The organism is Cellulosimicrobium cellulans, from assembly GCF_007679345.1.
Classification (GTDB): Bacteria; Actinomycetota; Actinomycetes; order Actinomycetales; family Cellulomonadaceae; genus Cellulomonas; species Cellulomonas cellulans_A.
Genome location: NZ_VEGH01000005.1, coordinates 89,885 through 116,466, shown reverse-complemented (window position 1 = coordinate 116,466; position 26,582 = coordinate 89,885). Strand labels below are relative to the sequence as shown.

Below are 26,582 nucleotides of genomic sequence, written 5' to 3'. Positions count from 1 at the left end.
ATCTCCCCCTAGAGTGTGCCCTGGTCAGGCAGGCTGCAGATCTCAGGGGGAGACGGTGGCGGACGTTCAGCTGGTCCCGGCCGACGTGCGTGCGTCGGCCGGCCGGATCGCCGAGGCGGGTGACGCGGTGCGTTCAGCGACCTACCCGGAGCGTGCCGTCGACGTCGGGGCGGCAGTGCCGGGCAGCCTGAGCGCCGGGCCCGCTGAGCGGGTGCACGGGCGTTGGTCGGCCCAGACGACGGCCTGGTCGCGAGCAGCAGCCGACCAAGCCGGTCGGATGTCGACTGCCGTCGCTGACACCGAGGCCAACGACGCCGCGGTCTCCGCGACCATGCAGCGTCTGACGACCCGGCTGGGGGCGGCACCGCGATGACGGGCATCGCCACGGTGCTCGGTTGGGACCCGGACGCGCTGACCCGCGCCGCGGACGCGCTGGTCGCGGAGCGGTCCCGGCTCGTCGGGCTCCAGGACGAGCTCGACGCCGGCGCGCCTCCGGCGAGCTGGATCAGCGCGGCGCGGACTGCCGCGTTCGCCGCGCACCGGGCCCTCGCTGACGGGCTCGCGCAGGCCGTGACGGAGGTGTCGGCTGTCGCCACGGCCGTCGACGAGGCGGCCGCCTCGATCCGTGCGGCCAAGGCTGAGCTCTCCGGGGTCCTCGACTGGGCACAGCGCAACGGGTTCGCGGTGGACCGTGCGACCGGGCGGGTCAGCGACACGGCCTGCTACACGGACGAGGTCGCCGCGGACCGCGCGCTCGCCGCGACGGAGCTCGTCGAGCGCCTGCGGCAGACGGTCCTGACCGCCGAGCACGCCGACGCGCAGCTGGCCGCGGTGCTCGACCGGGTCGGGTCGGGCGCGCTCACGGCCCCCGGCGGCTCGCTCGCCGACGCGGCCGCGGAAGGCGCCGCCAGCGGGTCGCTCGAGGTGCGGCCCGCTCCGCTCGGCGGCACCCCCGCGGAGGCCAGCGCCTGGTGGCAGTCGCTCACCGATGACGAGCGCGCCGAGGTGCTGGCCGAGCACCCGGAGTGGCTCGGCAACACCGACGGCATCCCGGCGGGCGTGCGCGACCAGGCCAACCGCGCGCTCATCCCGGTCTACCGGGCGGAGCTGGAGGCGGAGGCGGCCCGCCTGCAGGCCGCGCTGGACGACAACTTCTTCGGCGGGGCGTTCACGAGCGACGACGCCCGGCTCGAGGTGATCCGGGAGAAGCTCGCGGGGCTGGACCGCGTCGAGCAGGTCCTCGCGCGGGGCTCGCGTCAGCTTCTGACGCTCGACATCCACGGTGAGCGTCAGCTCATGGCTGCCGTCGCGGTCGGCGACGTGGACACCGCGGACCACGTCGCCGTCTTCACACCCGGCTTTACGACGACGGTCGCGGGCAGCCTCGCGAACTACGACCAGTCGATGGCCGAGCTGCGCTCGGTCGCGCGCTCCGAGTCCCTGAAGTACGGCGACGGCGGAACGGTCGCGACCGTCTCGTGGCTCGGGTACGAGGCGCCGCAGTGGGACGAGTGGTACGACCTCGGCGGCAAGTTCGTCACCAGCGACTCGTCCGCGCAGGCAGGGGCGGCCTCGCTCGCGGACTTCTACCGGGGCGTCGACGCCTCGCGGGCGGACGACCCGCACCTGACCGCACTCGGGCACTCGTACGGGTCGACGACCACCGGCATCGCGCTGCAGCAGCAGACAGGGGTGGACTCGGCGGTCGTGTTCGGGTCGCCCGGGCTGGGAACCTCCCACGTCGAGGACCTCCACGTGCCCGACGGACAGATGTTCCGCATCGAGGCGCGTCGGGATCCCGTCGCCGACCTGGGGAATTTCGGTATCGACCCGACCTACATCGACGGCATCACCGGCCTCTCCGCCCGGGAAGCTACGGTCGACGGGACGGCGTATGGCGAATCGACCGGGCACAGCGCCTACCTGTCGGACGACACGACCAGCCAGCACAACATCGCGGCGGTGGTCGCCGGGGCGCCGGACCGGATGGTGCTCGACGGCGGACGCGGTGCGGGGGACCTCCTCAGCTGGCCTGTCCCGGGGACCTACTGATGACGCGCAAGGGCCCGGTGACGCGCGCGCGACCCCGGCACGGTGGAGGACATGTGAGGACGAAGCTCGCGTCGTCGGTGCTGGTCCTGGCGGCGCTGCTGTCGGGCTGCACCGGCGGCGGACCCGGATCAGGCGAGGGGTCGAACGGCCCGGAACAGGTGGACACCGTGGAGGCACGGCCGCGCATGGAGCAGGTGCTCGACAGCTACGAGGCGATGGAGCGCGAGATGATCGCGGCCGTCGAGGCCGAGCTGCCGGGCCTGCAGTGGCGGATGGACACCGAGGACACCGGGATGACTCGCTCCCTCTGCGACGGGGCCGGCCTCGACGACGATGCGGAGGAGGTCGACCTGGCGACGCTCTGGGCGCCCGGCACGCTCGCGCCGGCGGACTGGCCCCGGGCGGTCGAGCTGGTGCAGGAGGTCGGTGACCGGTACGGGTTCACCGAGCGCCGCACCGTCGTGGACGAGGCGGACGACCTGGAGGTCGTGGGCGAGGACGAGTACGGCGGCAGGTACCGGTTCGGCATGGCGGCGAACACGATCCTGTCGGTGCGCACGGGGTGCCACCTCTGGGAGCGGCTGCCGGCCGAGGGCGAGCAGCGTCCCTCGCCGCTGGAGGGCTGACGGCCGCGGGCGCCAACTCGCCCGGGTCGGCCCGGCTCAGTACACGACCCGCCCCGACGCGTCCTTCACCCCGGACTTCCGCCAGAAGTAGCTCCGCACCTGGTCCCGCCACTCGACGGCCGACGCCCGCTGCACCTCCAGCCGCTCCCGCACCCGCGCGTCGAACTCGGCCGGAACCGCCCCGCCCACGAGGTCCGCCAACGAGTCCCACGAAGCCTCGACCGCGTCCAGCCCCTCGACTGCCTCGGAACGCGAGTCGTAGATGTGCTGGATCACCGTCTTCCCCGACCCGAGCACGTGCGAGTACGGCACGTGGTGGAAGAACAGCAGCAGCTCGTCCGGGCAGGTCTCGACCGACTCGTACATCTCCCGCCACGGCGACGGGAACTGCCCCGCGAACCCGGTCCCGGTCGCCACCGTGCGGTCGACGCCGATCCCGTCGCGGTCGGCGAAGTGGTACGTCCCCCAGCGCGAGTACTCGTACCCGTCGACCGACGGCCCGCCGTGGGTGCCGGGGTCGACCATGAACCCGACGCCCAGCGGCGCGGTGTACCCCTCGTACCGCGCCCACGAGCCGTCCATGACCTCGTGCAGCACGGACCGGATCCGCGTCAGATCATCCAAACCGGCCCCGGCGAACGTCAGCGCGATCCACTCGTCCAGCACGTCCTCGGCCGTGAGCGTCGAGTCCCACGCCAGCCGCCCGAACGCGTACAGGTTCGCCTGGGCCAGCGGGTGCCCGGTCCAAAACGCGTCGTCCCCGACGTTCGAGACCGCGGCCACCCCACCTGCGGGCGACGACGGCCCCGACCCAGCGACGATCGACGCCACCGCCCGCGAACCGTCCAGCGGGAACTGCAGGTACCCCCGCCAGGCCGGCGCGAGGTAGCAGACGTGCCGCTGCTGCCCGGTGTACTCCTGGGTCACCTGCAGCTCGATCGCCAGCCGGGTGCGCGGCATCGCGGCCAGCACGGGGGAGAGCGGCTCGCGGACCTGGAAGTCCATCGGCCCGTGCTTGACCTGCAGGACGACGTTGTCGGCGAACGTGCCGTCGAGCGGCGCGAAGTGGTCGTACGACGCCCGCGCGCGGTCGGTGCTGCGGTCCCGCCAGTCCTGGTGGTGGTTGTAGACGAACGCCCGCCACAGGACCGTGCCGCCGTGCGGGCGGAGGGCCGCGGCGAGCATGTTCGCACCGTCGGCGTGGCTGCGCCCGTAGGCGAAGGGCCCGGGCTGGCCCTCCGAGTCGGCCTTGATGAGGAAGCCGCCGAAGTCCGGGACCGCCGCGTACACACGGTCCGCGGTCGACGCCCACCACGCGGCCACCTCGGGGTCCAGCGGGTCCGACGTCGGCAGACCGCCCAGCCGCTGCGGCGAACCGAACGACACCGACAGGAAGATCCGGATCCCGTACGCCCGGAACACCTCGGCGATGCGGGCGACGTCCGGCAGGCCGTCGGTCAGCAGCCGGGCCTCGTGGGCGTGCACGTTGACGTTGTTGATGCCGACCGCCTCGACGCCGGTCGCGGCCAGCAGCCGGGCGTAGTCGCGGACCCGGCTCAGGTCGGCGCGGACCTCGCCGTCGGCGTAGAAGATCGAGCCGCCGGCGTAGCCGCGCTCGATCTGGCCCATCACCGGGTGCACGGTCATGTTGTCCCAGTGGTCGAGCATGCGGAGCGGCTGCTCAGGGGCGCTCGTCGTCGTCCCCGGCGCCGCGTCGCGGCCGAGCATCCGGGCCACCGCCTCCTCGCGGGCCAGCGCGTAGAGCCCGCGCAGGGTGGCGGGGCCGTCGGCGCCGAGCAGCACGGTGCGGTCGGCGGTCCGGACGATGGCGTGGCCGCCGGCGGGGACCTCGGGGAGGGCGTCGAGGCCGATCGACGACGGCGACGCGACCGCCTCGACCGGCGCGACGACCAGCCGCGCCTCGGCGGCGGCCGGGCCCGAGGAGCCGGTCGACAGCTCCGAGCGAACCGTGTCGAGGCACGGCCCGGCGCCGAGGACGGCGGACGGCTGCGCGCGCAGCGGGGCCAGGGCCGTGTCGGGCAGCCAGGCGGGGTGGACGGTGACGGCGACGGCGTTGTCGGGGGTCATGGCTCCGGTGGGGGTCGAGCGGTCAGGACGGTCCCCGCGCCGGTGCGGCGACCAGCGGCGGGACGAGCAGGGTGGCGAGCGTGGGCTCCCACAGCGGGGCGGTGTGCCAGCGGGCGGACAGCGCGCCGTCGGGGGCGCGGGTGACCAGGAGGCGGTGCGGGGAGGAGGTCGCGACGAGGTGCGCGCGGACGGACCCGTCGGGCAGCCGCTCGGCGCGGGCGGCGACGGGGACGACGCCGTCGGGGACGGGGTCGCTCGGGGCGCTCGACGCGACGTCGCCGGGGCGGAGCGCGAGGGACCCGCGGCTCCACGCGTCCGGGCGCAGGGCGACGACGCCGCCGGGCTGGCCGTCGCGGGCCGGGATCGTCAACCGCCACGCGGCGGGCCCGGCGTCGGGACCGGCGTCGTCCAGCGACCACCCCGCGACGTCGAGCGCGGGGGCGTCCGACGCGACGTACCGGTCGCGCGCCGCCCACGAGTCCCGCTCCGCGACGCCGCCGAGCAGCGCCCCGGCCGGCGAGGCCGCCCCGCCCGACGCGTCGCCCGCACCCGCCGCCCCGGCCGGCGACGACGCAGCCGCCGCCACCAGCCCCCACAGCACGTCCAGCACCCGCTGCGTGTCCATCGCCGACCCCTGGTACGCCACGACCACCCCGGACTCCGGCACCACGAGCGTGAACTGCCCGTACGCCCCGTCCATCCGGTACCCGTGCCGACTCCGCCAGACCCCGTACCCGTACCCGAGCGCCCAGTCGTCGTGCGCGGTGTCGGGCTCGGGGCCCTGGTGGTCCTCGACGAAGGTGTCGGCCGTCGGCACGAAGGTGGACGCCATCGCCTCGACCACAGCCGCCGGCAGCACCCGCGTCCCGTCCGGCGCGACGCCCCCGGCCGCCAGCGCCATCCCGAGCCGCGCCTGGTCGTCGACCGTCAGGTGCAGCCCCGAGAATCCCTGCTCGACGCCGGCGAGCGGCCGCCACCACCGCGGCCCGATGCCGAGCGGGTCGAGCAGCCGCGGCCGGAGGTACGCGGTCGGCTGCTCCCCGGCGACGGCGTGCACGACGCGGCCGAGGGTGCAGGTCGCGGGGGAGGAGTACGCGAACCGCGTCCCGACGGGGAACTCGGGCGGCGTCGTCAGCAGGACCGCGGGGTCAGCCGGCATCACGGACGTCTGCTCGCGGCTGTGCCCGGTCGACATGGTGAGCAGGTGCCGCAGCGTGAACCCGTGCGGGTTCGGCAGGTCGAGGTGCGCGTCCACGGGGTCGGACAGCGCCAGCCGCCCCTCCGACTCGAGCAGCAGCACCGCCATCGCGGTGACCGACTTGGACACCGAGTAGACGAGCCCGGCGTGCTCCGAGTCGTACGGCGCCCATGTCGCGCGCGCCAGGACGGTCCCGTGGCGGGCGACGACGAGAGCGTGCGGGTCGAGCCCGTCCAGCGCGTCGAGCGCCTCGCCGAACCCGATCACGACCGACCCCCGGCCGCAGCAGGCGCCGCCGTCGACGCCCGGATCACCAGCTCCGTCACCAGCTCCACCCGCGTCGACGGCGGCTCCCCGCCCGCGGCGAGCGTCAGCAGCATCCGGGTCGCCATGGACGCCATCTCCCGCAGCGGCTGGTGCACCGTGGTCAGCCCGGGGTCGATCCACTGGCTGATCGGCAGGTCGTCGTACCCGACGACGGACAGGTCGTCGGGCACCCGCAGCCCGAGCTCGCGGGCGGCGCGCAGGACGCCGAGCGCCTGGTAGTCCGACCCGGCGAACACGGCGGTGGGCCGGTCGGGGCGGTCGAGCAGGTCGAGCCCGTGCCGGTAGCCGCTCTCGGCGTCGAACGCGCCCCACCGGATGAGCGCGGGGTCCCACGGCACGCCGACCTCGTCGTGCGCGCTGCGGAAGCCGTCGACCCGGGCGCGGGAGCACAGCATGTCGTCCGGCCCGGAGATCGCGGCGATCCGGCGGTGCCCGAGCGCGAGCAGGTGCCGGGTACCGGACAGGCCGCCGTTCCAGTTGTTCGAGCCGACGGTCGGGACGCCGGCGGGCGGCTCGCCCTGGGTGTCGACGACGGCGAACGGGATGTTCCGCGACTCGAGCTGGTGGCGCTGCTTGGGGTCGAGCCCGGACAGGACGAGCAGGACGCCGAGCGGCCGGCGGGCCATGACGTCGTCGATCCACTCCTGGGTCGGGCGGTGCGCGCCGCCGAGCTCGGACAGCACGACGCCCACCCGCTCGGGGCCGCAGACCTGCTCGACGCCCTTGATGATCTCCTGCGCCCACAGGTTGTCGGCGGCGTGGAACACCAGGTCGAGCAGCCGCACGCCGTGGCCGGAGGTGCGCGTGGCGACCGGCTTGCGGTAGTCGTGCCGCTCCAGCGCAGCCTCGACGCGGGCGCGGGTCGACTCCGAGACGTCCGTGCGGCCGTTGAGCACCTTCGACACGGTCGGGATCGACACGCCCACCTCGCTGGCGATGTCGGCGATCGTCGTGCGGCCTCTCGGCATGGTTCCCCTTCGAAACTGTCGCTGTCGAGCAGCTGGTCCCGACTGTAGCGCACGCACCTCGCTCATCGGCAGGATCGGGGGAGTGGTTGACGGACGTCGCCCGACGCCCCTACGGTGCGGGTGAAACAGTATCGGTCGACGCAGCGCAACTTTCGACGACGCGCGGCCGGCCGGACCCACGACGAAGTGGATGCCACATGAGCGACGCACCGCCTCCCGCCCGACGCCACCCGCGCCGGCCGGTCGTGGTCCCCGCGGCGGTGAGCGCATGACCGTCCAGGGCCCCGAGATCACCACGCCGGCCCCCGTGCCCGCGGGGCCGGCCGGCCCGGCTGCGGAGATCACCCCGGCCGCCGACCCCGACGCCCGCGCCCGCCGCGGCCGCACCAGCCGCCGGACGCGCCGCGGCCGGATGGACGGCAAGATCCCCTGGCGCACGGCGCTGCGCAAGGACTGGCAGCTCTACTCCCTCGCCGTGCTGCCGCTGATCTTCTTCGCGGTGTTCCGGTACACCCCGATGCTCGGCAACGTCATCGCGTTCCGGAAGTTCCGCGCCGGCGGCAACATCTTCGGCGAGGAGTGGGTGGGCTTCCGCTACGTCGAGATGTTCCTGTCCGACCCGACGTTCTGGATGGTCTTCCGGAACACCCTGGTCATCGGGGCGCTCACGCTGCTGTTCTGCTTCCCGCTGCCGATCGTGCTGGCGCTGCTGCTGAACGAGCTGCGCTCGCGGGTGTTCAAGCGGTTCGTGCAGTCGGTGTCCTACCTGCCGCACTTCCTGTCGATCGTGATCATCGCCGGCATGCTGTTCCAGCTGCTCTCGCTGGAGGGCACGGTGAACCAGGTCGTCACGGCGCTGGGCGGGGACGCGGTGCCGTTCCTGCAGCGCCCCGAGTGGTTCCGCGCGGTGTACGTGTCGAGCGAGGTCTGGCAGACCGTCGGCTGGGGCACGATCCTCTACCTCGCGGCGCTGACCACGGTCGACGAGAGCCTGTACGAGGCGGCGCGGATCGACGGCGCGAACCGGTGGAAGCAGACCTGGCACATCACGCTGCCGGGCATCCGGCCGACGATGGTCACGCTGCTCATCCTCAATATCGGCACCTTCATGGCGGTCGGGTTCGAGAAGGTCCTGCTGCTCTACAACCCGCTGACCTACCCCACGGCCGACGTCATCTCGACGTACCTGTACCGGGTCGGCCTGGTGTCCAACAACTTCTCGTACGCGGCGGCCATCGGGCTGTTCGAGTCGATCATCGGCCTGACGCTGATCCTCTCCGCGAACGCGATCTCGAAGCGAGCGGTGGGAGCGAGCCTGTGGTGACGACCGTCGAGACCTCCGCGGGCCCGCTGCCCGCGCGCACCGGCAGCCTGCTGCGGGAGACCCGCGGGTACAAGGTGTTCCGGGCGTTCAACGTGGTGGCGCTGCTCGGCGTCGTCGCCGTGACGCTCTACCCGTTCCTCATGATCATCGCGCGGTCGTTCTCCTCGGACACCGCGATCCGGTCGGGGCAGGTGAACATCTGGCCGGTCGGGTTCAACCTCACGACCTACCAGCTCGTGATGAACGACGCGATGTTCTGGACCAACTACAAGAACACCGTGATCTACACCGTCGTCGCGACGGCGATCGCCCTGGTGCTCACCACCTGCTACGCCTACGTCATCTCCAAGCACCACCTGCGCGGGCGCTCGGTGCTCATCGGCATCGCCGTGTTCACAATGTTCTTCAACGGCGGTCTGATCCCGAACTACGTGCTCATCACGAGCCTCGGGCTGAAGAACTCGCTGTGGGCGATCGTGCTGCCGAACGCGATCAGCGTGTTCAACCTGCTGGTGATGAAGGCGTTCTTCGAGAACCTCCCGCTGGAGCTCGAGGAGGCCGCGCAGATCGACGGCCTCGGCACCTACCGGATCCTGTGGAAGATCGTCATCCCGCTGTCCAAGGCGGTGATCGCGACGATGCTGCTGTTCTACGCGGTCAGCTTCTGGAACTCCTGGTTCGCGGCCTTCCTCTACATGGACAAGTCCGAGCTGTTCCCGGTCACGGTCTACCTGCGGAACCTCATCGCCGGGTCGTCGACCGCCCAGTCCACGGGCGCCGCGGCCGCGGACGTCGCGCAGGTCTCGGCGAACATCCAGTCCGTGACGATGGTGCTCACCGTCCTCCCGATCCTCTGCGTCTACCCGTTCGTGCAGAGGTACTTCGTCTCGGGGGTGATGCTCGGCTCGGTCAAGGGCTGACCCCCGCTCTTCCCCTCCCGCGACAAACGACGAAGTTCGTCACGAAAGGAATGCCATGTCCCAGCGCACGCGGGCGCGCGGCCTCGCCGCCGCAGCCGCCCTCGCCCTGGCCCTGACCGCCTGCTCCGGCGGCTCCGACGGCGACGAGCAGACCTCCGGCCTCGACAACCGCACGGGGGCGATGGAGGACTACGCCGCCGGCGACCAGTTCACCGCGACCGAGCCGCTCACCTTCTCGATGCTGTTCTCCGACCACCCGAACTACCCGTCGCAGGACGACTGGCTGCTGTGGTCCGAGATCACCGACCGCACGAACGTCACGCTCGACCCGACGCTGGTGCCGATGTCCGACTACGAGCAGAAGCGCAGCCTGCTGATCGGCGCCGGCGACGCCCCGTCGATCATCGCGAAGACCTACCCGGGGCAGGAGGACGCGTTCGTGTCCTCGGGCGCGATCCTCGCCGTCTCCGACTACGTCGACCTGATGCCGAACTTCCAGCAGAAGGTCGCCGACTGGGGTCTCGAGGACAACATCGACCAGCTGCGGCAGGCGGACGGCAAGTACTACGTGCTGCCCGGCCTGCACGAGGCGCCGTGGCAGGACTACACGATCGCGATGCGCACGGACGTGCTCGCCGACCTCGGGCTCGCCACCCCGACCTCGTGGGACGAGTTCCGCACCACGCTCGAGGCGATCAAGGAGGCCCGCCCCGGCGAGTACCCGTTCTCCGACCGGTTCTCCGAGACCTACCCGGGCGGCAACCTGCTGAACATGGCGGCGCTCAGCTTCGGCACCTCCGCCGGCTGGGGCTACAACAACGCGACCTGGGACGGCGACGCCGAGGAGTTCGTCGCCACCGCCGCGATGCCCGAGTACAAGGAGATGGTCGAGTACTTCCACGACCTCGTCGCCGACGGCCTGATGGACCCCGAGAGCTTCACCCAGGACGACGACAGCGCGATCCAGAAGTTCGTCACCGGGAAGTCGGTGGCCATCGGCACCAACGCGCAGAGCGTCGTCAACGAGTACGAGCCCGGGCTCGCGACCAACGACCCGGACGCGACCGTCGCGAAGATCCCGTTCCCCTGCGGCCCGGTCGGCTGCGTGCTGAACCCGGTCACCCAGACCGAGAACGGCATCATGATCAACGCCGACGCGGCGGACTCGCCGGACTTCGTCGCGATGATGCAGTTCATCGACTGGCTGTTCTACTCGGACGAGGGCCAGGAGTTCACCAAGTGGGGCGTCGAGGGGACGACCTTCGAGAAGGCCGCCGACGGCACCCGCACCCTCGCCGCCGACGTCGACTACGTCGGGCTGAACCCGACGGGCACGAAGCACCTGCAGAAGGACTTCGGGTTCGCGGGCGGCAACTTCGCCTACGGCGGCGCCACCGAGCTGCTGTGGTCGACGTTCTCCGACGCCGAGGTCGCGTTCCAGGAGTCGATCGCCGACTACGACATGATCGACCTCGCCCCGCCGGCCCCGCTGGACGAGACCGAGAGCGAGCAGCTGACGCTGATCGACACCACGCTGCGGGACGCGGTCTCGCAGGGCACGATCCAGTTCATCCTCGGCCAGCGCGACCTGTCCGAGTGGGACGCGTTCGTCGCCGACCTGGAGGGCAAGGGCGCGACGCAGTACGTCGACGTCGTCAACGGCGCCCGCGACCGCTACGTGTCCGACAACGGCTGAGCCCTCGCCGTCGTCCCGGGCGCCACTGCCCTCGCGCCCGGGACGGCGGCGAGCTTCGTCCCCACCCCCGACCGGAGAGTCACCATGACCAGCACCGGCGCACCCACCGCCGTCGTCGTCCCGTCCGAGCCCGTCGGCACCCTGCCGCCCGCCTGGCGCGCCTGCGTCGGCACCGGCCGCACCCGCGAGGTGCTGCACGCCGACTACCGCGACTCGCTCGCGGTGGTGCAGGACGAGATCGGGTTCGGCGCGACCCGGGCGCACGGCATCCTGCACGACGACATGGGGCTGGTGCAGCCCTGGTCGCACGAGGGGCGGTCGGGGACCCGGTACGGCTTCGCCTACCTCGACCTGGTGGTGGACACCTGGGTGGACGCCGGCATGGCGCCGTTCCTCGAGCTCGGGTTCATGCCGGCCGCGCTCGCGTCCGGGGACCAGACGGTGTTCTGGTGGCAGGGCAACGTCACGCCGCCGCGGGACCACGGCGAGTGGGCCGCCCTGGTGCGCGCGCTGCTGCGGCACCTGGTCGACCGGTACGGCATCGAGACGGTCCGGACCTGGCCGGTCGAGGTGTGGAACGAGCCCAACCTGCCGTTCTTCTGGCAGGGCGCCGACGAGGCGGCGTACCACCGGCTGTACGACGCGACCGCGCGCGCCGTCAAGGACGTCGACGCGGAGATCCCCGTGGGCGGGCCCGCGGTCTCGCCCGGCGCCGACGACTGGCTGCCGCGGTTCGCCGAGCACGTCGCCGACGCCGGGGTGCCGTGCGACTTCGTCAGCAAGCACGCCTACACCTCGGGGCCGGCGCAGCACGTGCCGTTCGGGACCTACCAGACGCTGCGGCCGCCGCAGGACCTCCTCGACCAGCTCGCGACGCCACGGTCGCTGCTGGCGGGGACCGCGCTGGCCGGGCTCCCGGTGCACATCACCGAGTTCTCCTCGTCGTACCGGCCGGACAACCCGATCCACGACACCGCCTACCAGGCCGCCTACCTCGCGCCGGTGCTCGCCGGCGGCGGCGACCTGGTCGACTCCTTCTCCTACTGGACGCTGTGCGACGTGTTCGAGGAGGTCGGCATCCCGACGGCGCCGCTGCACGGCGGGTTCGGCCTGCTCGGGCACCGCCAGCTGCGCAAGCCGGTGTTCCACCTGTACGCCTTCATGGCGCGGCTCGGGCCCGCGGTGCTGGCGCGCGGCGACGACCACCTGGTGACCCGGCACCCCGACGGGCGCGTCACGGCGCTGCTGTGGCAGCCGCTCGACGGCGCCGCCCCCGCCGAGGCGGGGCACCGGGTCCGGCTCGACCTGCCCGGCGCCGGGCCCGCGGTCGTCACCGAGCGGCACGTCGACGCCGAGCGCGGGAACGTACGCACCGCCTGGCAGGCGATGGGCAGCCCGCTCGCACCGGACCACCGGGCGCTCGCGGACCTGCACGACGCGTCGGTGCCGTCGCTGACGGTGCGCCGGGTCGCGGCCGACGCCGGGCGGTGGGTCGTGGACGTGGCGCTCGGGCGGCACGGGATAGCGCTGGTCGAGGTCGCCGGGGCGCCGGACCAGGCGCCGGCGTGGACGGACGACGCGCGGTTGCTGGGGGCTGGTGCGTCGCCGGGTGGGGCCGACGGCGCCGGGCCGGGCGCCGGGGGTGCGCGGTGAGCGCCGCCCGGGCCTGGACCGACGACGAGGTCGGGCGCGGCCCGCTGTCCCGCGGGGCCGCCGCCGTCTACCGGGTGCTCGTCCTCGAGGCGCTGCTCGTCCTGACCACCCTGCCGACCGCCGTGCTCGTCGTGCTGCTCGACCGGTCCGCCGCCAACCTGCCGCTGTTCGCCGCGGCGCTGCTGCCCGTCGGGCCCGCGGTGGTCGCGGGGATCGCCGCTGCCCGCGCCTGGGAGGTCGACCCGGACCTGTCGCCCGCGCGCGGGTTCTGGCGCGCGTACCGGCGCGACGCCCTCGGGACGCTCGCGTGGTGGGCGCCGCTGCTGGCCGTCCTCGCCGTGCTGGCGGTGAACGCCGCGCACGCCGAGGTCGTGCCCGGGGGCGCCGCGCTGCGCCCGGCGGGCCTGGTGCTCGCGGCGCTGCTCGTCGTCGTCGGGGGGCACCTCGCCGTGCTGCAGGCGCGGTTCGCGTTCCGGCTGCGGGACGCCGTGCGGATCGCCCTCGCCGAGGTGGTGCCGCAGTGGCGGTTCAGCCTGGGCGTCCTGTGCCTGCTCCTGGTCGGCGCCGCGGTCACCGTGCTGGCGTTCGACGTGGTCACCGTCCTGCTCGCCTGGGCCGGCGTGCTGCTGCTGCACGCCATGGCCCGCCCGCTCGTCGCCGACGTCACCGAGAGGTTCACCGTCCATGTCTGACGCCACGCCGCTGCGCACCCCCGCGCCCGCACCGACCCCGGCGCGGCTGCCGCGCACCCCGTCGATCGCCTACGGCGGCGACTACAACCCCGAGCAGTGGGGCAAGGACGTCTGGGACGCGGACTACGCCGCGTTCGACGCCGCCCGGATCACCACCGTGACCCTCGGAGTGTTCAGCTGGTCGCTGACCCAGCCCGCCGAGGACACGTTCGACTTCACCGTGCTCGACGAGATCGTGCAGCGCGCCGCCGACGAGGGCCGCCAGATCTGCCTCGCGACCGGCACCGGCGCGCTGTCCCCGTGGATCGCGCGGGCGTACCCGGAGGTGACGCGCGTCGACTTCGAGGGGCGCAAGCACCGGTACGGCCAGCGGCACAACGCGTGCTGGTCGTCCCCGGCGTTCCGGCGCCTCGCCGCGGGCATCGCGGGCCGGGTCGCCGAGCGGTACGCCGACCACCCCGCCGTGATCGCCTGGCACGTCGGCAACGAGTACGGCGGCGACGGCGGCACCTGCTACTGCGACCTGTGCGCCGCCGAGTTCCGGCTCTGGCTCCGCGCCCGGTACGGCACGCTGGACGCGCTGAACGAGGCGTGGAACGCCACCTTCTGGTCGCACCGGTTCACCGACTGGGACGAGATCGAGCCGCCCAGCGCGCTCACGGAGCACTGGAAGGGGCGCGGGTACACGGCGTTCCAGGGCATCACGCTCGACTACTACCGGTTCAGCACCGACAACGCGATCCGCCAGTTCGCCGAGGAGAAGGCCGCGATCCGCGCGCACTCGGACCTGCCGGTGACGACCAACTTCATGGGGTTCTTCCAGCCGCTCGACTACCACCGCTGGGCCCCGCACCTCGACTTCGCGTCCTGGGACAACTACCCGCCGCGCTCCGACGAGCCCTGGCGCACCGCCCTGACCCACGACCTCATGCGCGGGCTCAAGGACGGCGCGCCGTTCTGGCTGATGGAGCAGACCCCGACGGTCACCGCGTCCCGGGACGTCAACCCGGTCCGCCGGCCGGGGATCATGCGGCTGTGGTCCTGGCAGGCCGTCGCGCACGGCGCCGACTCGGTGCTGTTCTTCCAGATGCGGGCGTCCCGGGGTGCCTGCGAGATGACCCACGGGGCCGTGCTCGACCACTCCGGCCGGCTCGACACCCGGGCGTTCCGGGAGGTCGCGGGGCTGGGGGCCGAGCTGGAGCGGCTGGGGGACACGCTGCTCGGCGCCCGGACGCCCGCGCGCACGGCGCTGCTGGTCGACTGGGACTCGTGGTGGGCGGTCGAGATGGCCGACGGGCCGAACCGCCTCGTGAAGTACCTGCCGACGCTGCTGGAGTGGGGTCGGGCGTTCTGGGACGCGGGCGCGCAGGTGGACGTCGTCCCGGTGACCGCCGACCTGTCGGGGTACGACGTGGTGGCCGCGCCGCTGCTGCACCTGGTCAAGGGCGACCTGGCGTCGCGGCTCGCCGCGGTCGCCGCGCGCGGCGGGACCGTGCTGACTGGGTACCTGTCCGGGCGGGTCGACGAGGACGACCGGCGGTTCCTCGCCGACGTCCCCGGGCCGCTGGCGGGGCTCGCGGGGGTGCGGGTCGCGGAGACGGACGCGGCGGAGCCGTCGGTGGTGAACCCGGTGCGGTTCGCGGGCGGGGTCGGTGGCTCCGGCGGGGACGGCGCGGACGGGCCGGTCGTCGACGGGCGGATGGTCTTCGAGGTCCTCGTCCCCGAGGGCGCCGAGGTCATGGCCCGGTACGGCGCCGACTTCTACGCGGGCGAGCCCGCGGTGACCCGGAACCGGGTGCCGGTGGCGTCGGGTCGGGCGGCCGGCGACGACGCGGCCGGGGCCGGGAGAGCGCCCGCCGAGGGCCACGTCTGGTACCTCGGCACCGAGCTCGCCCAGGAGGGTCTGGCCCACGTCGTCCGCACCGCGCTCGCCCGGCACGACCTGCTCGGCCCCTACGCCGACGTCCCGGGCCTGGAGCTCACGACCCGGGTCGCGACGACGGGCGACCGCGTCGACCTCCTGTTGCACCACGGCACGGAGCCCGTCACGGTCGAGGCCCACGCCGACGGCACGGACCTCCTCACGGACCGGCGCTGGACCGCCGGCGACCGCGTCACGCTCGCCCCGGCGGACGTCGTCGTCCTCCGCCGGCGCTGACGCCGCCTCCCGCCGCCCCCGCTCCCGTGCCCCCTTCCGCCGAGACTGCAGAAGGTGACTGTGCGATGGCGTGCGCCCACAGACGCGAGATGCAGTCTCGGCGAGGAGCGTGAGCGCGCGAGGAGCGTGAGCGCGCGAGGGGGCGCCGGAGTGCGCGAGCGGCGCGGCGGGGCGGCGCCTCGCCGTCTCAGGCGGCCAGGAACTCCAGGGCGCGGGCCCGGTCCAGGACCGCCGCGACCAGGGGCTCGTGCGCGCCCAAGCCCGGGTCCAGGCGATCCAGGACCGCGCGCACGGACGTCGCGAGGTCGCCGTCCGCCAGGCCCGCCACCCGCTCCGGGCGCGCCTCCGCGACCGCGCCGCCCTGCCCGCGCAGGTGCAGCGCCCAGGCCGCGACCGTCGTCGCGGCGCCGGCCGGGACCCGACCCGCGCGGCACTCGGCGACCAGCACCGGCGCTACCCGGACGGGCAGCTTCTCCGAGCCGTCCGCGGCGATCTGCGCCAGCAGGTGCTCGATCCGCGGGTTGCCGAACCGGTCGAGCAGCGCGCGCCGGTACGCGGTGACCTCGTCGGCGGGCAGGTCCAGGTGGCGCGCGGCCTCGTCCCACCACGTCTCGACCCAGCCGCGCAGCCGGCGGTCGGCGATCGCGTCCGCCACGGTCCGGTAGCCGAGCGCGCCGCCCGCGTAGGCCAGCAGCGAGTGGGCGCCGTTGAGCAGCCAGAGCTTGCGCTGCTCGAACGGCAGCACGTCCTCCACGAGCTGCGCGCCCGCGTCGTCCCAGGCCGGCCGCCCGGCGGGGAACTCCCCGGCGACGACCCACTCGGAGAACGGCTCGGTCACGACGGGCGCGGCGTCGGCGAGCCCGGTCGCGGCGCGGACGGCCTCACGCCCGGCGTCGGTCGTGGCGGGCGTGATCCGGTCGACCATCGTGGTGCCGAACGCGACGTGCTCCCCGACCCACTCGGCGAGCGCCGGGTCCACGAGGTCGGCGAGCTCCAGCACCACCCGGCGCAGCGCGGCGCCGTTCTCGGGCAGGTTGTCGCAGGGCAGCAGCGTCATCGGCCCCGCCCCGGTCGCCCGCCGCAGCCGCAGGCCCGCGACCACCCGGCCCGGGACCGTCCGCACCGGCCCGTGTCGGTCGGCGCGCAGCGCGGCCACGTCGGCCCGCACGTCGCCGCGGTCGGTGTCGAGCGCGCCGGACGCGGTCCGCACGTAGCCCGCCTCGGTGACGGTGAACGTCGCGACCGCGACGGCGCGGTCCGCCCAGTAGCCCAGCCAGGCGTCGTGCTCGTCGCCGCCGTGCGCGGCCGACACGCTCGACACGACGCGGAACCGCTCGCCGTCGGCGGCCCGGGTGACCAGCGTGTACAGCCCGTCCTGCGGGGCCAGCGCCTCCGCCAGCGTGCGGGAGCGCCCGGTGAAGGCGGCGATGCCCCAGCCCGCGGCGTCGGGGGCGTTGTCGGTGTACCAGGCCTGGTGGGCGCGGAAGAAGCCGCCCAGCCCCAGGTGCACGACGCGCACGGGCGCGGCGGGGCGGCCGTGGCCGGCGGCGCGGGACAGCCGCAGGCCCGTGGGGGTGGTCAGGCGGTGCTCGGGGAGGGTGATCACAGCCGGAACGCCTCTCTCGGGATGGTGGTGACGAGGTCGACGGCGGTCTCGTGCGCCTCGTCGAGGGTCAGCCGGTGGTCGGCGACGAGCCGGGCCAGGTACGCGGCGTCCGCGCGCCGGCTCGCGTCGTGCCGGGCGGGGATGGACAGGTACGCGCGGGTGTCGTCGACGAACCCGGAGGTCTTGGCGAACCCGGCGGTCTCGGTGACGGCCGCCCGGTACCGCTCCATCGCGTCGGGCGCGTCGAGGAACCACCACGGCGCCCCGACGTAGAGCGACGGGTAGAACCCGGCCAGCGGCGCGAGCTCGCGGGAGAACGTCGTCTCGTCGATGGTGAACACGACCAGCCGGAACCGCGGGTGCGTGCCGAAGGCGTGCAGCACCGGGCGCAGCGCCTCGGTGAACTCGACCGTCACGGGGATGTCGGCGCCGATGTCGGTGCCGAGGCGCTCGCGGGACGGCAGGTGGTGGTCGCGGCGGACGCCCGGGTGCAGCGTCATCACGAGGCCGTCCTCGCTCGACATCCGCGCCATCTCGAACAGCAGGCCCCGGCGCAGCGCCTCGGCCTCCGCGGGCGTCGCGGTCCCGGCCCGGGCCACGGCGTACAGCCGCTCGCCGTCGGCCGGGTCGAGGGGGGCCATCGCCGCATCCCGGTGGCCGTGGTCGGACGACACCGCGCCGTGCGCCGCGAAGTGCTCCCGCCGGCGCCGCATCGCGTCGACCCAGCCCGCGAGCGTGCCGGTGTCCGTCCCGGCGACCTCGCCCAGCGCGTCGACGCGGTCGGCCCAGCCCGGGACGCCGGCCTCCAGGTACCGGTCGGGGCGGAACGTCGGCACGACCCGGCCGTGCCACGTCGGGTCGGCGCGCAGCGCGGCGTGGTGCGCGAGGTCGTCGCAGGGGTCGTCGGTCGTGGCGAGCACGTCGAGCCCGAACCGGTCGTACAGCGCCCGGGGCCGGAAGCGCGGCTCGGCGACGCGGGCGGCGATCGCGTCGTACAGGTCGTCGGCGGTGGCCTCGGCGGGGACCAGGTCGACGCCGAGCACCTCGACCAGCACCTGCTCCAGCCAGAGCTTCACCGGCGTGCCGCGGAACGTCGGCCAGTGCCGGCACAGCAGCCGGAACGCCGCCCGCGACTGCGCGGGCGTCGGGTCGGTCACCCCGACGCCGAGGTCCTCGAGCGGCACGCCGCGCGCGTGCAGCAGGCGGGTCAGGTAGTGGTCGGGCGTGATGAGCAGCTCGGTCGGGTCGGGGAACGGGGTGTCCTCGGCCAGCCACCGGGCCGGCACGTGCCCGTGCGGGGACACGATCGGCAGGTCCCGCACCGCCGCGTACAGCTCCCGGGCGACCGACCGCGTCGCCGGGTCGGCGGGCAGCAGCCGGTCGGGGTGCGGCGCGAGCCGGGGTGGGGCGACGGGGGTCGACAGCGCTGTCATGCGGCCATGGTTCGAGGCGGCGGTGCGGGGCTGCAAGCGGTTGCCACGAGTTGCCCCGGCGCCGGGCGGCGACCCCGCGGTGGGAGCCCGACGACGCCCGCGGCGACCGCTCCGCCGGGCAGGCGGCGTCAGCCGGCGCGCGCCGCCACGGCCCCCGACGACTCCCGCACCACCAGCCGCGCGGGCACCACGACGGGCTCCCCGCGGGACCGCGCGCCGTTCACCAGCGCCAGCAGGTTCCGCAGCCCGGTGGCGCCCATCGCCTGCAGCGGCGACGACACCGTGGTCAGCGCGGGCGAGACGATCTGCCCGATCAGCACGTCGTCGAACCCGACCACGCTCACGTCCTCCGGCACCCGCAGCCCGGCCTGCTGCAGCCCGCGGATCACCCCGACCGCCATGAGCGCGTTGAACACCAGCACCCCGGACGCCCGGGAGCCGCCGAGCGCCAGCGCCGCCTCGAACCCGCCCGCGAACGTCGGCTCGAACGGCCCGATCCGCCGGCCGGTGATGTCCAGCTCCTGGCACGCGTCGCTGAACGCCCGCCACCGCGCGCCGTTCGGCCAGGACGCGTCGGGGCCGGCGACGTAGACGAGGTCGCGGTGCCCGGCCTCGCCGAGGTGCTCGACCGCGCGGCGCGCGCCGCGCTGCTCGTCCGCGACGACGCACGGGACGTCGGCGAGCCCGCGGTTCATCACGACCAGCGGCCGCTGCTTGGCGACGCCGCGGATCGCCGCGTCCGACATCCGCGACGACGTGAGCAGCACGCCCTCGACCATCGGCAGGATGCGCTCCGCGGTCTCCCGCTCGATCGCCGCGTCCTCCCGGGTGTCCTCGACCAGCACGCCGTACCCGGCGGCCGACGCCGCGACCTGCGCGCCGCGCAGCAGCTCGGCGTAGATGGGGTTGGCCAGGTCGGACACCAGGACCGCGATCATCCGGGTCCGGGCGGTCGACAGCGCCTGCGCGACCGGGTTCGCGCGGTAGCCGATCGCCGCGGCGGCGGCGCGCACCCGCTCCGCCGTCTGGGAGTTGACCCGGCCCGGCCGCGCGAACGTCCGGGACACCGTCGAGGCCGCGACCCCGGCCGCCTGCGCGACGTCGTAGATCGTCGGCGCGCGGGTCGCCCGCGGCTCGCTGCCCCCGTCGGCCTCCACCATGCCGCGATCGTAGGGTGCGGCTACGCCGCCGGGACCAGCGCCCGGACCGCCTGCTCGACCCCGCGCAGCTCCGCCAGCCCCTTGAGCCGGCCGATCAGCGAGTAGCCCGGGTAGGTCTCCCGGAACTGGTCGTCGAGCATCCGCTGCCCGTGGTCCGGCCGCATCGGCAGCCGCGGCCCGCCCTCGCGCTCGCGCCGGCGCTCCTCCGCGACGAGCGCCGCGATCACCGCGACCATGTCCGCGTCGCCGGCGATGTGCGGGGCCTCGTAGAAGCTCCGGCCGCCGTCCTGGAGACGCACCGACCGCAGGTGCGCGAAGTAGATCCGCTCGGCGAACCGCCGGGTCATCGCGACCACGTCGTTGTCCGCGCGCGACCCGTACGAGCCGATGCACATCGTCAGCCCGTTGGCGGGGGAGGGCGCCGCGTCGAGCAGGTGCTGCGCGTCGTCCGCGGTGGACACGACCCGCGGCAGCCCGAACAGCGGGCGCGGGGGGTCGTCCGGGTGGATCGCGAGCCGCAGGCCGACCTCCTCGGCCACCGGCACGACCTCGCGCAGGAACGACGACAGGTTGGCGCGGAGCGCATGGGCGTCCACGTCGTCGTAGGTCGCGAGGGCGTCGCGGAACTCGTCGAGCGTGTACCGCTCCTCCGACCCCGGCAGCCCGAGCAGGATCGTGTCGACCAGCCGCTCCCGCGCCGCCTCGTCCATCGCGTCCAGCGCGGCGCGCGCCCGGGCGGTCTGCTCCGCGTCGTACTCGGCGGCCGCGCCGGGGCGCCGGAGCAGGAACAGGTCGAACGCGGCGAGCTGGTCCGCGTCGAACCGCAGCGCCCACGTCCCGTCCTCGAGCGGGTACCCGAGGTCGGTGCGCGACCAGTCCAGGACGGGCATGAAGTTGTAGCAGACCAGATCGATCCCGCAGGCGGCGAGGTTGCGGATCGTCTGCTGGTACGCCGCGACCGCGCGGTCCCGCAGCGGGCCGCCGCGCTTGACGTCCTCGTGCACCGGGACGCTCTCGACGACCGACCACACCAGGCCCGCGGCCTCGATCTGCTCGCGGCGGGCCTCGATGGCCTCGACGGGCCACACCTCGCCGTTCGGGATGTCGTGCAGCGCGGTGACCACGCCGGTCGCGCCGGTCTGGCGGACCTGCGCCAGCGTGATCGGGTCGCGGTCGCCGAACCAGCGCCAGGTGTGCTCCATCGCCGTCCCTCCCGGGGGTGGGGGCGGCGCCGGTGCCGCCCGCGTGGTCAGCAGCGTCGCCGGGGCGGGCCCTGCGGGGCAACCGGTTGCCAGAAGTTGCTCGGCGCGCGGCGCGGCCCGCCGCCGTCCCGGGAGCCGCGCCGATGCGAAAGGGGAGACCACGCGAGAGTGTGCTCGTTTGTGAGCGAAGAGGGCGCGTTTGCATCAAGTACTTGCATCTGCACGGCCGCGCCCCCGAGGATGGCCGCATGACTCGCATCACGTTCCTGGGCGCCGGATCCGCCGTGTTCACCCGCCAGCTGCTCGTCGACATCCTGCGCTACGACGACCTCCCCGAGCTGGAGATCGCCCTCCAGGACATCGACCCCGACCGCCTGGCGATCGCCCGCGGCACCGCGGAGCACGTCGCCCGGCGGTTCGGGAAGCCGGTCCGGGTCACGGCGTCGCTCGACCGGCGCGAGATGCTCGCGGGCGCGACGGCGGTCGTGATCATGGTCCAGGTCGGCGGCGTCGACGGGACGCGCAAGGACCTGGAGATCCCGGCGCGCTACGGGCTGCGCCAGACCATCGGCGACACGACCGGCGTCGGCGGCGTGTTCCGCGGGCTGCGGACCTTCCCGGTGATCTCCGAGATCGCCCGCGACGTGCGCGAGGTCTGCCCCGACGCCTGGGTGCTGAACTACACGAACCCGATGACGCTCAACGTGTGGTGGTGGTCCGTCGTCGCCCCCGAGATCAAGGTCGTCGGGTTGTGCCACTCCGTGTACTGGACCGCGAACGACCTCTCCGAGCTGGTCGGGGTCCCGTTCGACGAGGTCGAGTACGCGGCTGCGGGCGTGAACCACCAGGCGTGGCTCACCGAGTGGTCGCGCGGCGGGGAGAGCCTGTACCCGCTGCTGGAGGCGAAGCTCGCCGAGGACCCGGAGCTGCTGCGCCGGGTGCGCGTCGAGATGTACCGCCGGATCGGGTACTACCCGACGGAGACCTCGGAGCACTCCTCGGAGTACCTGCCGTGGTTCCTGCGCTCGGACGAGCAGGTGGCGCGGTACCGGCTGGAGCCGCTCGTCTACCTCGACATCTCGGAGCAGAACCTCGCCGAGGTGGAGCAGGTGCGGCGGCAGCTGGCCGCCGGCGAGCCGCTCGACCTGCCCGACGAGGGCGCCGCCGAGTACGCGCCGCAGATCATCCACTCGCTGCTGACCGGCACCGAGCGGAAGATCCACGTCAACGTGCCGAACGCGGGCTACATCGACAACCTCCCGCAGGGGGCGGTCGTCGAGGTGCCGGCCGTGGTCGACGGGGACGGGGTGCGCCCGGTGGCGGTGGGGTCGATCCCGACGGCGGGGGCGGCGCTCAACCGCACGATGCTGTCGGTCGCCGAGCTGACCGTGCAGGCGGCGCTCACCGGGGACCCGCGCGCCGTGCGGCAGGCGGTGCTGGTCGACGGCAACGCCGCGGCGACGCTCACGCCGGAGCAGATCTGGGCGCTCTGCGACGAGCTGACCGAGGCGCACCGCGCCCACCTCCCGCGCGCGCTCGGCGGCGAGGTCGACCTCGTGCTGCCGTAGCCCCCGCACGCCCGCGCGCAGAGGACGGCGCCGCCCCGACCGGGCGGCGCCGTCCTCTCGTTCGCGCGCCCGGAGAGCCCCGCAGGGCGCCCGCAGGCCGCCGCGGGGCCCGCGTCGACCCCCGCCGCGGCCCCGGAGCCAGCCAGCACCAGGGTGTTCCCTCCGCCGCAGGGTTCGGTCTACACTCACATCATGAGCGAAACCCCGGTGATTCGATCAGAACCGAGCATCGACCGCGGATCGAGCGGCCTCCGGGTCGCCGTCATCGGTGTGGGCGCCCGGTCGTCGATCGCGCACCACGTCGCCACCGTCCGCCCCGGCTCCGCCGTCGTCGCCGCGGCCGACATCCACGCCGCCGGCCGCGACCGCGCCCGCGCGTCGTTCGGCGACATCGCCGTCCACGGCGACACCGCGTCGCTGATCGCGGCCGGCGGGTTCGACGTCGCGATCGTGACCTCGCCCGACGACACGCACGCCGAGATCGCCGTCCAGCTCCTGCGCGCCGGCATCCCGTCGTACGTGGAGAAGCCGCTCGCGATCACGCTCGAGGACGCCGACGCGGTGCTCACGACGGCCGCCGAGACCGGCACCCCGCTCTACATCGGGCACAACATGCGCCACTCGGCCTTCGTCAAGGTGATGCGCGGCGTGATCGAGCGCGGCGAGATCGGCGAGGTCAAGGCGGTCTGGGTGCGCCACTTCGTGGGCAACGGCGGCGACTACTACTTCAAGGACTGGCACGCCGACCGCTCGCGGACCAACACGCTGCTGCTGCAGAAGGCCAGCCACGACATCGACATCGTCCACTACCTCGCGCACGGGTACACCCGCCGGGTCGTGGGGATGGGCGACCTCATGGTCTACGGCGACGTCACCGACCGCCGGGACCGCACCGGCGAGCTCATGCCCGACTGGTTCTCGCTGGACAACTGGCCGCCGGCGGCGGCCACGGGGCTGAACCCGGTCGTGGACGTCGAGGACGTCTCGATGATGATGATGACGCTCGACAACGGGGTCATGGCCAGCTACCAGCAGTGCCACTTCACGCCGGACTACTGGCGGAACTACACCGTGATCGGCACCGAGGGCCGGCTGGAGAACTTCGGCGACACCAACGACGCGGTCGTCCGGGTCTGGAACCGCCGGCACGAGTGGCAGCTCGCCGGGGACGCCGAGTACGTCGTCGACGGGGTCGACAGCGGGCACGCGGACGCCGACCTGGAGTCGATGCGCGAGTTCCTCGACCACGTCGTCGACGGCGCGCCCACGGTCGTCTCCCCGCTGGCCGCCCGCGAGGCGGTCGCCGCCGGGTCGCTCGCCGCCGCGTCGCTGCGGGACGGGTCGCGGCCGGTCGCCGTGCCCGAGCTGCCCGCCCACGTCGTCGCCCACTTCCGGCGCATCGCCGCCCCGCAGGCCTAGCCCCGCGGCACCACCAGCAAAGGAAACAGCACCATGAGCATGAAGCTGCTCGACATGGTTCGAGCCCACAAGTCCGGCACCCCGGTGGGGATCGCGGCGGTGTGCTCGGCGCACCCGCTGGTGCTCCGGGCCGCGATCGCGCAGGCGGTCGAGGACGGGACGCCGGTCCTGATCGAGGCCACGAGCAACCAGGTCGACCAGTTCGGCGGCTACACCGGCATGCGCCCGGCGGACTTCCGCGAGCTCTGCCTGTCGATCGCCGCCGAGGAGGGGCTGCCCGCGGACCGGCTGATCCTGGGCGGGGACCACCTCGGCCCCAACCGGTGGCAGTCCGAGCCGGCGGAGCAGGCGATGGCGAAGGCCCTCGACCTGGTCGCGGCCTACGTCGCGGCGGGCTACGAGAAGATCCACCTCGACTGCTCGATGGCGTGCGCCGACGACACCCTGCCGCTGTCCGACGAGGTGGTCGCCGAGCGCGCCGCGCGGATGCTGGCCGTGGCGGAGAGGGCCGCGACGGACGCGGGCCTGGCGCAGCGCCCGGTCTACGTCATCGGCACGGAGGTGCCGGTGCCCGGCGGCGCGCACGAGGACCTCGGCGAGCTCGCGGCCACGTCGCCGGACGCGGCCCGCGCGACGATCGCCGCCCACCGGCGCGCGTTCGCCGAGCACGGGGTGCTGGACGCGTGGGACCGGGTCATCGCCCTCGTGGTGCAGCCCGGCGTCGAGTTCGACCACCTGCGGGTGATCCCGTACGACCGCAGCAAGACGGTCGCGCTGCGCACCGTCCTCGACGACGAGCCCACGATGCTGTTCGAGGCGCACTCGACGGACTACCAGCTGCCGGAGCGGCTCCGCGAGCTGGTCGAGGACCACTGGTTCGTCATCAAGGTCGGCCCGGGCCTGACCTTCCACCTGCGCGAGGGGCTTTTCGCGCTGTCCCACATCGAGGACGAGCTGGTCCCCGCCGAGCGGCGGTCCGGCCTGCGCTCCGTGATCGAGTCGACCATGGTGGCCGACCCCGGGCGCTGGAGCTCCTACTACGAGGGCGACGAGGGCGAGCAGCGCATCCAGCGGCGCTACTCCTACTCCGACCGGCTGCGCTACTACCTGCCCGACGCCGCGATCGAGGCCGCGCAGGAGCGGCTGCTCGACAACCTCGCGGCGATCGAGATCCCGCTCCCGCTGCTCAGCCAGTACCTGCCGGCGCAGTACGACCGCGTGCTGCGCGGCGAGCTGCGGAACGACCCCCGCGCGCTCGCGATGGACCGGGTGAAGGACGCACTGCGCGCGTACGCGTTCGCCACCAACCCCCAGGAGGTGGGTGCATGACCGCGTCGTTCCCCGAGCTGTTCGCGCCGCTGGACGTGGAGGGCTCCGCCCACACCGCCCGCGAGATCGCGCAGCAGCCGGCCGTGTGGCGCAAGGTCGCCGACCTGCTCGGGTCCGCCCGCGCCGAGATCGACGCGAAGATCGGCCCGCTGCTCGCGCGGGACGACGTCCGGATCGTGTTCACCGGGGCCGGCACGTCGGCCTTCGTGGGGGACACGATCGCCCCCGCGCTCGGGGAGCTCCGCAGCCGGCCCGCGGAGGCCGTGCCCACGACGGACATCGTGTCGAACCCGCACGCCGCGTTCGCGGGCGACCGGCCGACGCTGCTCGTGTCGTTCGCGCGGTCCGGCAACAGTCCCGAGTCGGTGGCCGCGACGGAGCTCGCCGAGCAGCTGCTCACCGAGGTGCACCACCTCATCATCACGTGCAACGCCGAGGGACGGCTCGCCACCGAGCACGCGGCGCGGGAGCGCTCGACGGTCCTGCTGCTCCCGCCGGAGACGAACGACCAGTCCTTCGCGATGACGTCGAGCTTCTCCTCGATGCTGCTGACCGGGTGGCTCGTGACGTCCGGGGCCGGTGAGGAGCAGGTGCGGACCACGTGCGAGCGCGTGGCGGCGGCGGGCGACGCGCTCCTGGCGGAGCGGGTCGGCGAGATCGAGAAGCTCGCGTTCACCGCGCCGGGGCGCATCGTCTACCTCGGCTCCGGCCCGCTCGCGGGCGCGGCGAACGAGGCCGGCCTGAAGATCCTCGAGCTCACCGCCGGCAAGGTCGTCCCGTGGTCCGACTCCTCGCTGGGGTTCCGCCACGGACCGAAGGCGGTCCTCGACCCGACGACGCTCGCCGTCGTCCTCGTGTCCGGCGACCCGTACACCCGCCGGTACGACCTGGACATGGCGCGCGAGATGGCCGCGGCCGTCCCGGACGGGCGCCTGCTGGTGCTGTCGGCCGACCCGGTCGACGTCGACGGTGCCGTGGCGTGGTCCTTCCCGGAGCTGGCCGGCGCGGGCGACGTGGCCACCGCGCTGGTCGCGGTGCTGGTCGCGCAGGTCGTCGCTCTGTTCTCGTCGGTCGGCGTCGGCTGCACCCCGGACAACCCGTTCCCGGGCGGCAGCGTCAACCGGGTGGTCAAGGGCGTCGTCATCCACCCGCTGGAGGGCTGA

At 74.0% G+C, this 26,582-nt stretch carries 19 protein-coding genes; 12 read left to right on the top strand and 7 right to left on the bottom strand.

All coding sequences use genetic code 11. The features are described from left to right. The first annotated feature begins 369 nt into the window (after positions 1 to 369). Both FS882_RS08440 and FS882_RS08435 read left to right on the top strand, forming a co-directional pair. Entirely contained in the window at positions 370 to 2,052 is a 1,683-nt protein-coding gene (locus FS882_RS08440; protein WP_158372630.1) for an alpha/beta hydrolase, read from the top strand. Between the two features lie 53 nt (positions 2,053 to 2,105). Further along, on the top strand, positions 2,106 to 2,678 hold the full coding sequence (locus FS882_RS08435; protein ID WP_187365217.1) for an LppA family lipoprotein: 573 nt from the start codon (positions 2,106 to 2,108) through the stop codon (positions 2,676 to 2,678). A gap of 36 nt (positions 2,679 to 2,714) precedes the next feature. Here FS882_RS08435 and FS882_RS08430 read toward each other — a convergent pair whose 3' ends face one another. Genes FS882_RS08430 through FS882_RS08420 form a run of 3 tightly spaced genes read right to left on the bottom strand, consistent with a single transcriptional unit; the run spans position 2,715 to position 7,259 of the window. Further along, complete coding sequence (locus tag FS882_RS08430; RefSeq protein WP_158372628.1) at positions 2,715 to 4,766, bottom strand: alpha-glucuronidase; 2,052 nt, start codon at positions 4,764 to 4,766, stop codon at positions 2,715 to 2,717. A 22-nt stretch (positions 4,767 to 4,788) separates the two neighbouring features. Next, on the bottom strand, positions 4,789 to 6,231 hold the full coding sequence (locus FS882_RS08425; protein WP_158372627.1) for a serine hydrolase domain-containing protein: 1,443 nt from the start codon (positions 6,229 to 6,231) through the stop codon (positions 4,789 to 4,791). Next, positions 6,228 to 7,259: a LacI family DNA-binding transcriptional regulator gene (locus FS882_RS08420; protein WP_262348155.1), complete on the bottom strand. Its 1,032-nt coding sequence runs from the start codon at positions 7,257 to 7,259 to the stop codon at positions 6,228 to 6,230. Before FS882_RS08420 ends, FS882_RS08425 begins: the two co-directional genes overlap by 4 nt. Before the next feature lie 268 nt (positions 7,260 to 7,527). Here FS882_RS08420 and FS882_RS08415 point away from each other — a divergent pair, with 268 nt between their 5' ends. From FS882_RS08415 to FS882_RS08390, 6 genes are all read left to right on the top strand, one after another. After that, complete coding sequence (locus tag FS882_RS08415; RefSeq protein WP_187365216.1) at positions 7,528 to 8,583, top strand: ABC transporter permease; 1,056 nt, start codon at positions 7,528 to 7,530, stop codon at positions 8,581 to 8,583. Beyond that, entirely contained in the window at positions 8,577 to 9,503 is a 927-nt protein-coding gene (locus tag FS882_RS08410; RefSeq protein ID WP_230322822.1) for a carbohydrate ABC transporter permease, read from the top strand. The genes FS882_RS08415 and FS882_RS08410 overlap by 7 nt, the downstream gene beginning before the upstream one ends. 55 nt (positions 9,504 to 9,558) lie before the next feature. Continuing rightward, on the top strand, positions 9,559 to 11,199 hold the full coding sequence (locus tag FS882_RS08405; RefSeq protein ID WP_158372625.1) for an extracellular solute-binding protein: 1,641 nt from the start codon (positions 9,559 to 9,561) through the stop codon (positions 11,197 to 11,199). 84 nt (positions 11,200 to 11,283) lie between these two features. After that, on the top strand, positions 11,284 to 12,852 hold the full coding sequence (locus FS882_RS08400; RefSeq protein WP_158372624.1) for a GH39 family glycosyl hydrolase: 1,569 nt from the start codon (positions 11,284 to 11,286) through the stop codon (positions 12,850 to 12,852). Continuing rightward, positions 12,849 to 13,544, top strand: coding sequence for a DUF624 domain-containing protein (locus FS882_RS08395; RefSeq protein WP_187365215.1), 696 nt, complete (start codon positions 12,849 to 12,851; stop codon positions 13,542 to 13,544). Before FS882_RS08400 ends, FS882_RS08395 begins: the two co-directional genes overlap by 4 nt. Next, a complete protein-coding gene (locus tag FS882_RS08390; protein ID WP_158372622.1) occupies positions 13,537 to 15,702 on the top strand; it encodes a beta-galactosidase in 2,166 nt (721 codons plus the stop codon). The genes FS882_RS08395 and FS882_RS08390 overlap by 8 nt, the downstream gene beginning before the upstream one ends. A gap of 187 nt (positions 15,703 to 15,889) precedes the next feature. Here the strand turns inward: FS882_RS08390 and FS882_RS08385 are convergent, their stop codons facing one another. The 4 genes from FS882_RS08385 to uxuA form a co-directional block, all read right to left on the bottom strand. Further along, positions 15,890 to 17,308, bottom strand: coding sequence for a mannitol dehydrogenase family protein (locus FS882_RS08385; RefSeq protein ID WP_222848172.1), 1,419 nt, complete (start codon positions 17,306 to 17,308; stop codon positions 15,890 to 15,892). After that, positions 17,305 to 18,741, bottom strand: coding sequence for a glucuronate isomerase (gene uxaC, locus FS882_RS08380; protein ID WP_158372621.1), 1,437 nt, complete (start codon positions 18,739 to 18,741; stop codon positions 17,305 to 17,307). The genes FS882_RS08385 and uxaC overlap by 4 nt, the downstream gene beginning before the upstream one ends. A 128-nt stretch (positions 18,742 to 18,869) precedes the next feature. Then, positions 18,870 to 19,901 carry a LacI family DNA-binding transcriptional regulator gene (locus FS882_RS08375; RefSeq protein ID WP_158372620.1) on the bottom strand — a complete coding sequence of 344 codons (1,032 nt, stop codon included), beginning with the start codon at positions 19,899 to 19,901 and terminating at the stop codon, positions 18,870 to 18,872. A 20-nt stretch (positions 19,902 to 19,921) separates the two neighbouring features. After that, the gene (gene uxuA, locus FS882_RS08370) at positions 19,922 to 21,103 is read right to left on the bottom strand and encodes a mannonate dehydratase (RefSeq protein WP_158372619.1); all 1,182 of its coding nucleotides are present in this window, start codon (positions 21,101 to 21,103) and stop codon (positions 19,922 to 19,924) included. 248 nt (positions 21,104 to 21,351) lie between these two features. Between uxuA and melA the strand changes: the two genes are divergently transcribed. The 4 genes from melA to FS882_RS08350 all read left to right on the top strand — a co-directional run bounded on the left by melA (position 21,352) and on the right by FS882_RS08350 (position 26,582). Next, positions 21,352 to 22,671, top strand: coding sequence for an alpha-galactosidase (gene melA, locus FS882_RS08365; RefSeq protein WP_158372618.1), 1,320 nt, complete (start codon positions 21,352 to 21,354; stop codon positions 22,669 to 22,671). 192 nt (positions 22,672 to 22,863) lie between these two features. Further along, on the top strand, positions 22,864 to 24,090 hold the full coding sequence (locus FS882_RS08360; RefSeq protein WP_158372617.1) for a Gfo/Idh/MocA family protein: 1,227 nt from the start codon (positions 22,864 to 22,866) through the stop codon (positions 24,088 to 24,090). A gap of 33 nt (positions 24,091 to 24,123) precedes the next feature. Next, the gene (locus tag FS882_RS08355) at positions 24,124 to 25,419 is read left to right on the top strand and encodes a D-tagatose-bisphosphate aldolase, class II, non-catalytic subunit (RefSeq protein ID WP_158372616.1); all 1,296 of its coding nucleotides are present in this window, start codon (positions 24,124 to 24,126) and stop codon (positions 25,417 to 25,419) included. Further along, on the top strand, positions 25,416 to 26,582 hold the full coding sequence (locus FS882_RS08350) for an SIS domain-containing protein (protein ID WP_158372615.1): 1,167 nt from the start codon (positions 25,416 to 25,418) through the stop codon (positions 26,580 to 26,582). Before FS882_RS08355 ends, FS882_RS08350 begins: the two co-directional genes overlap by 4 nt.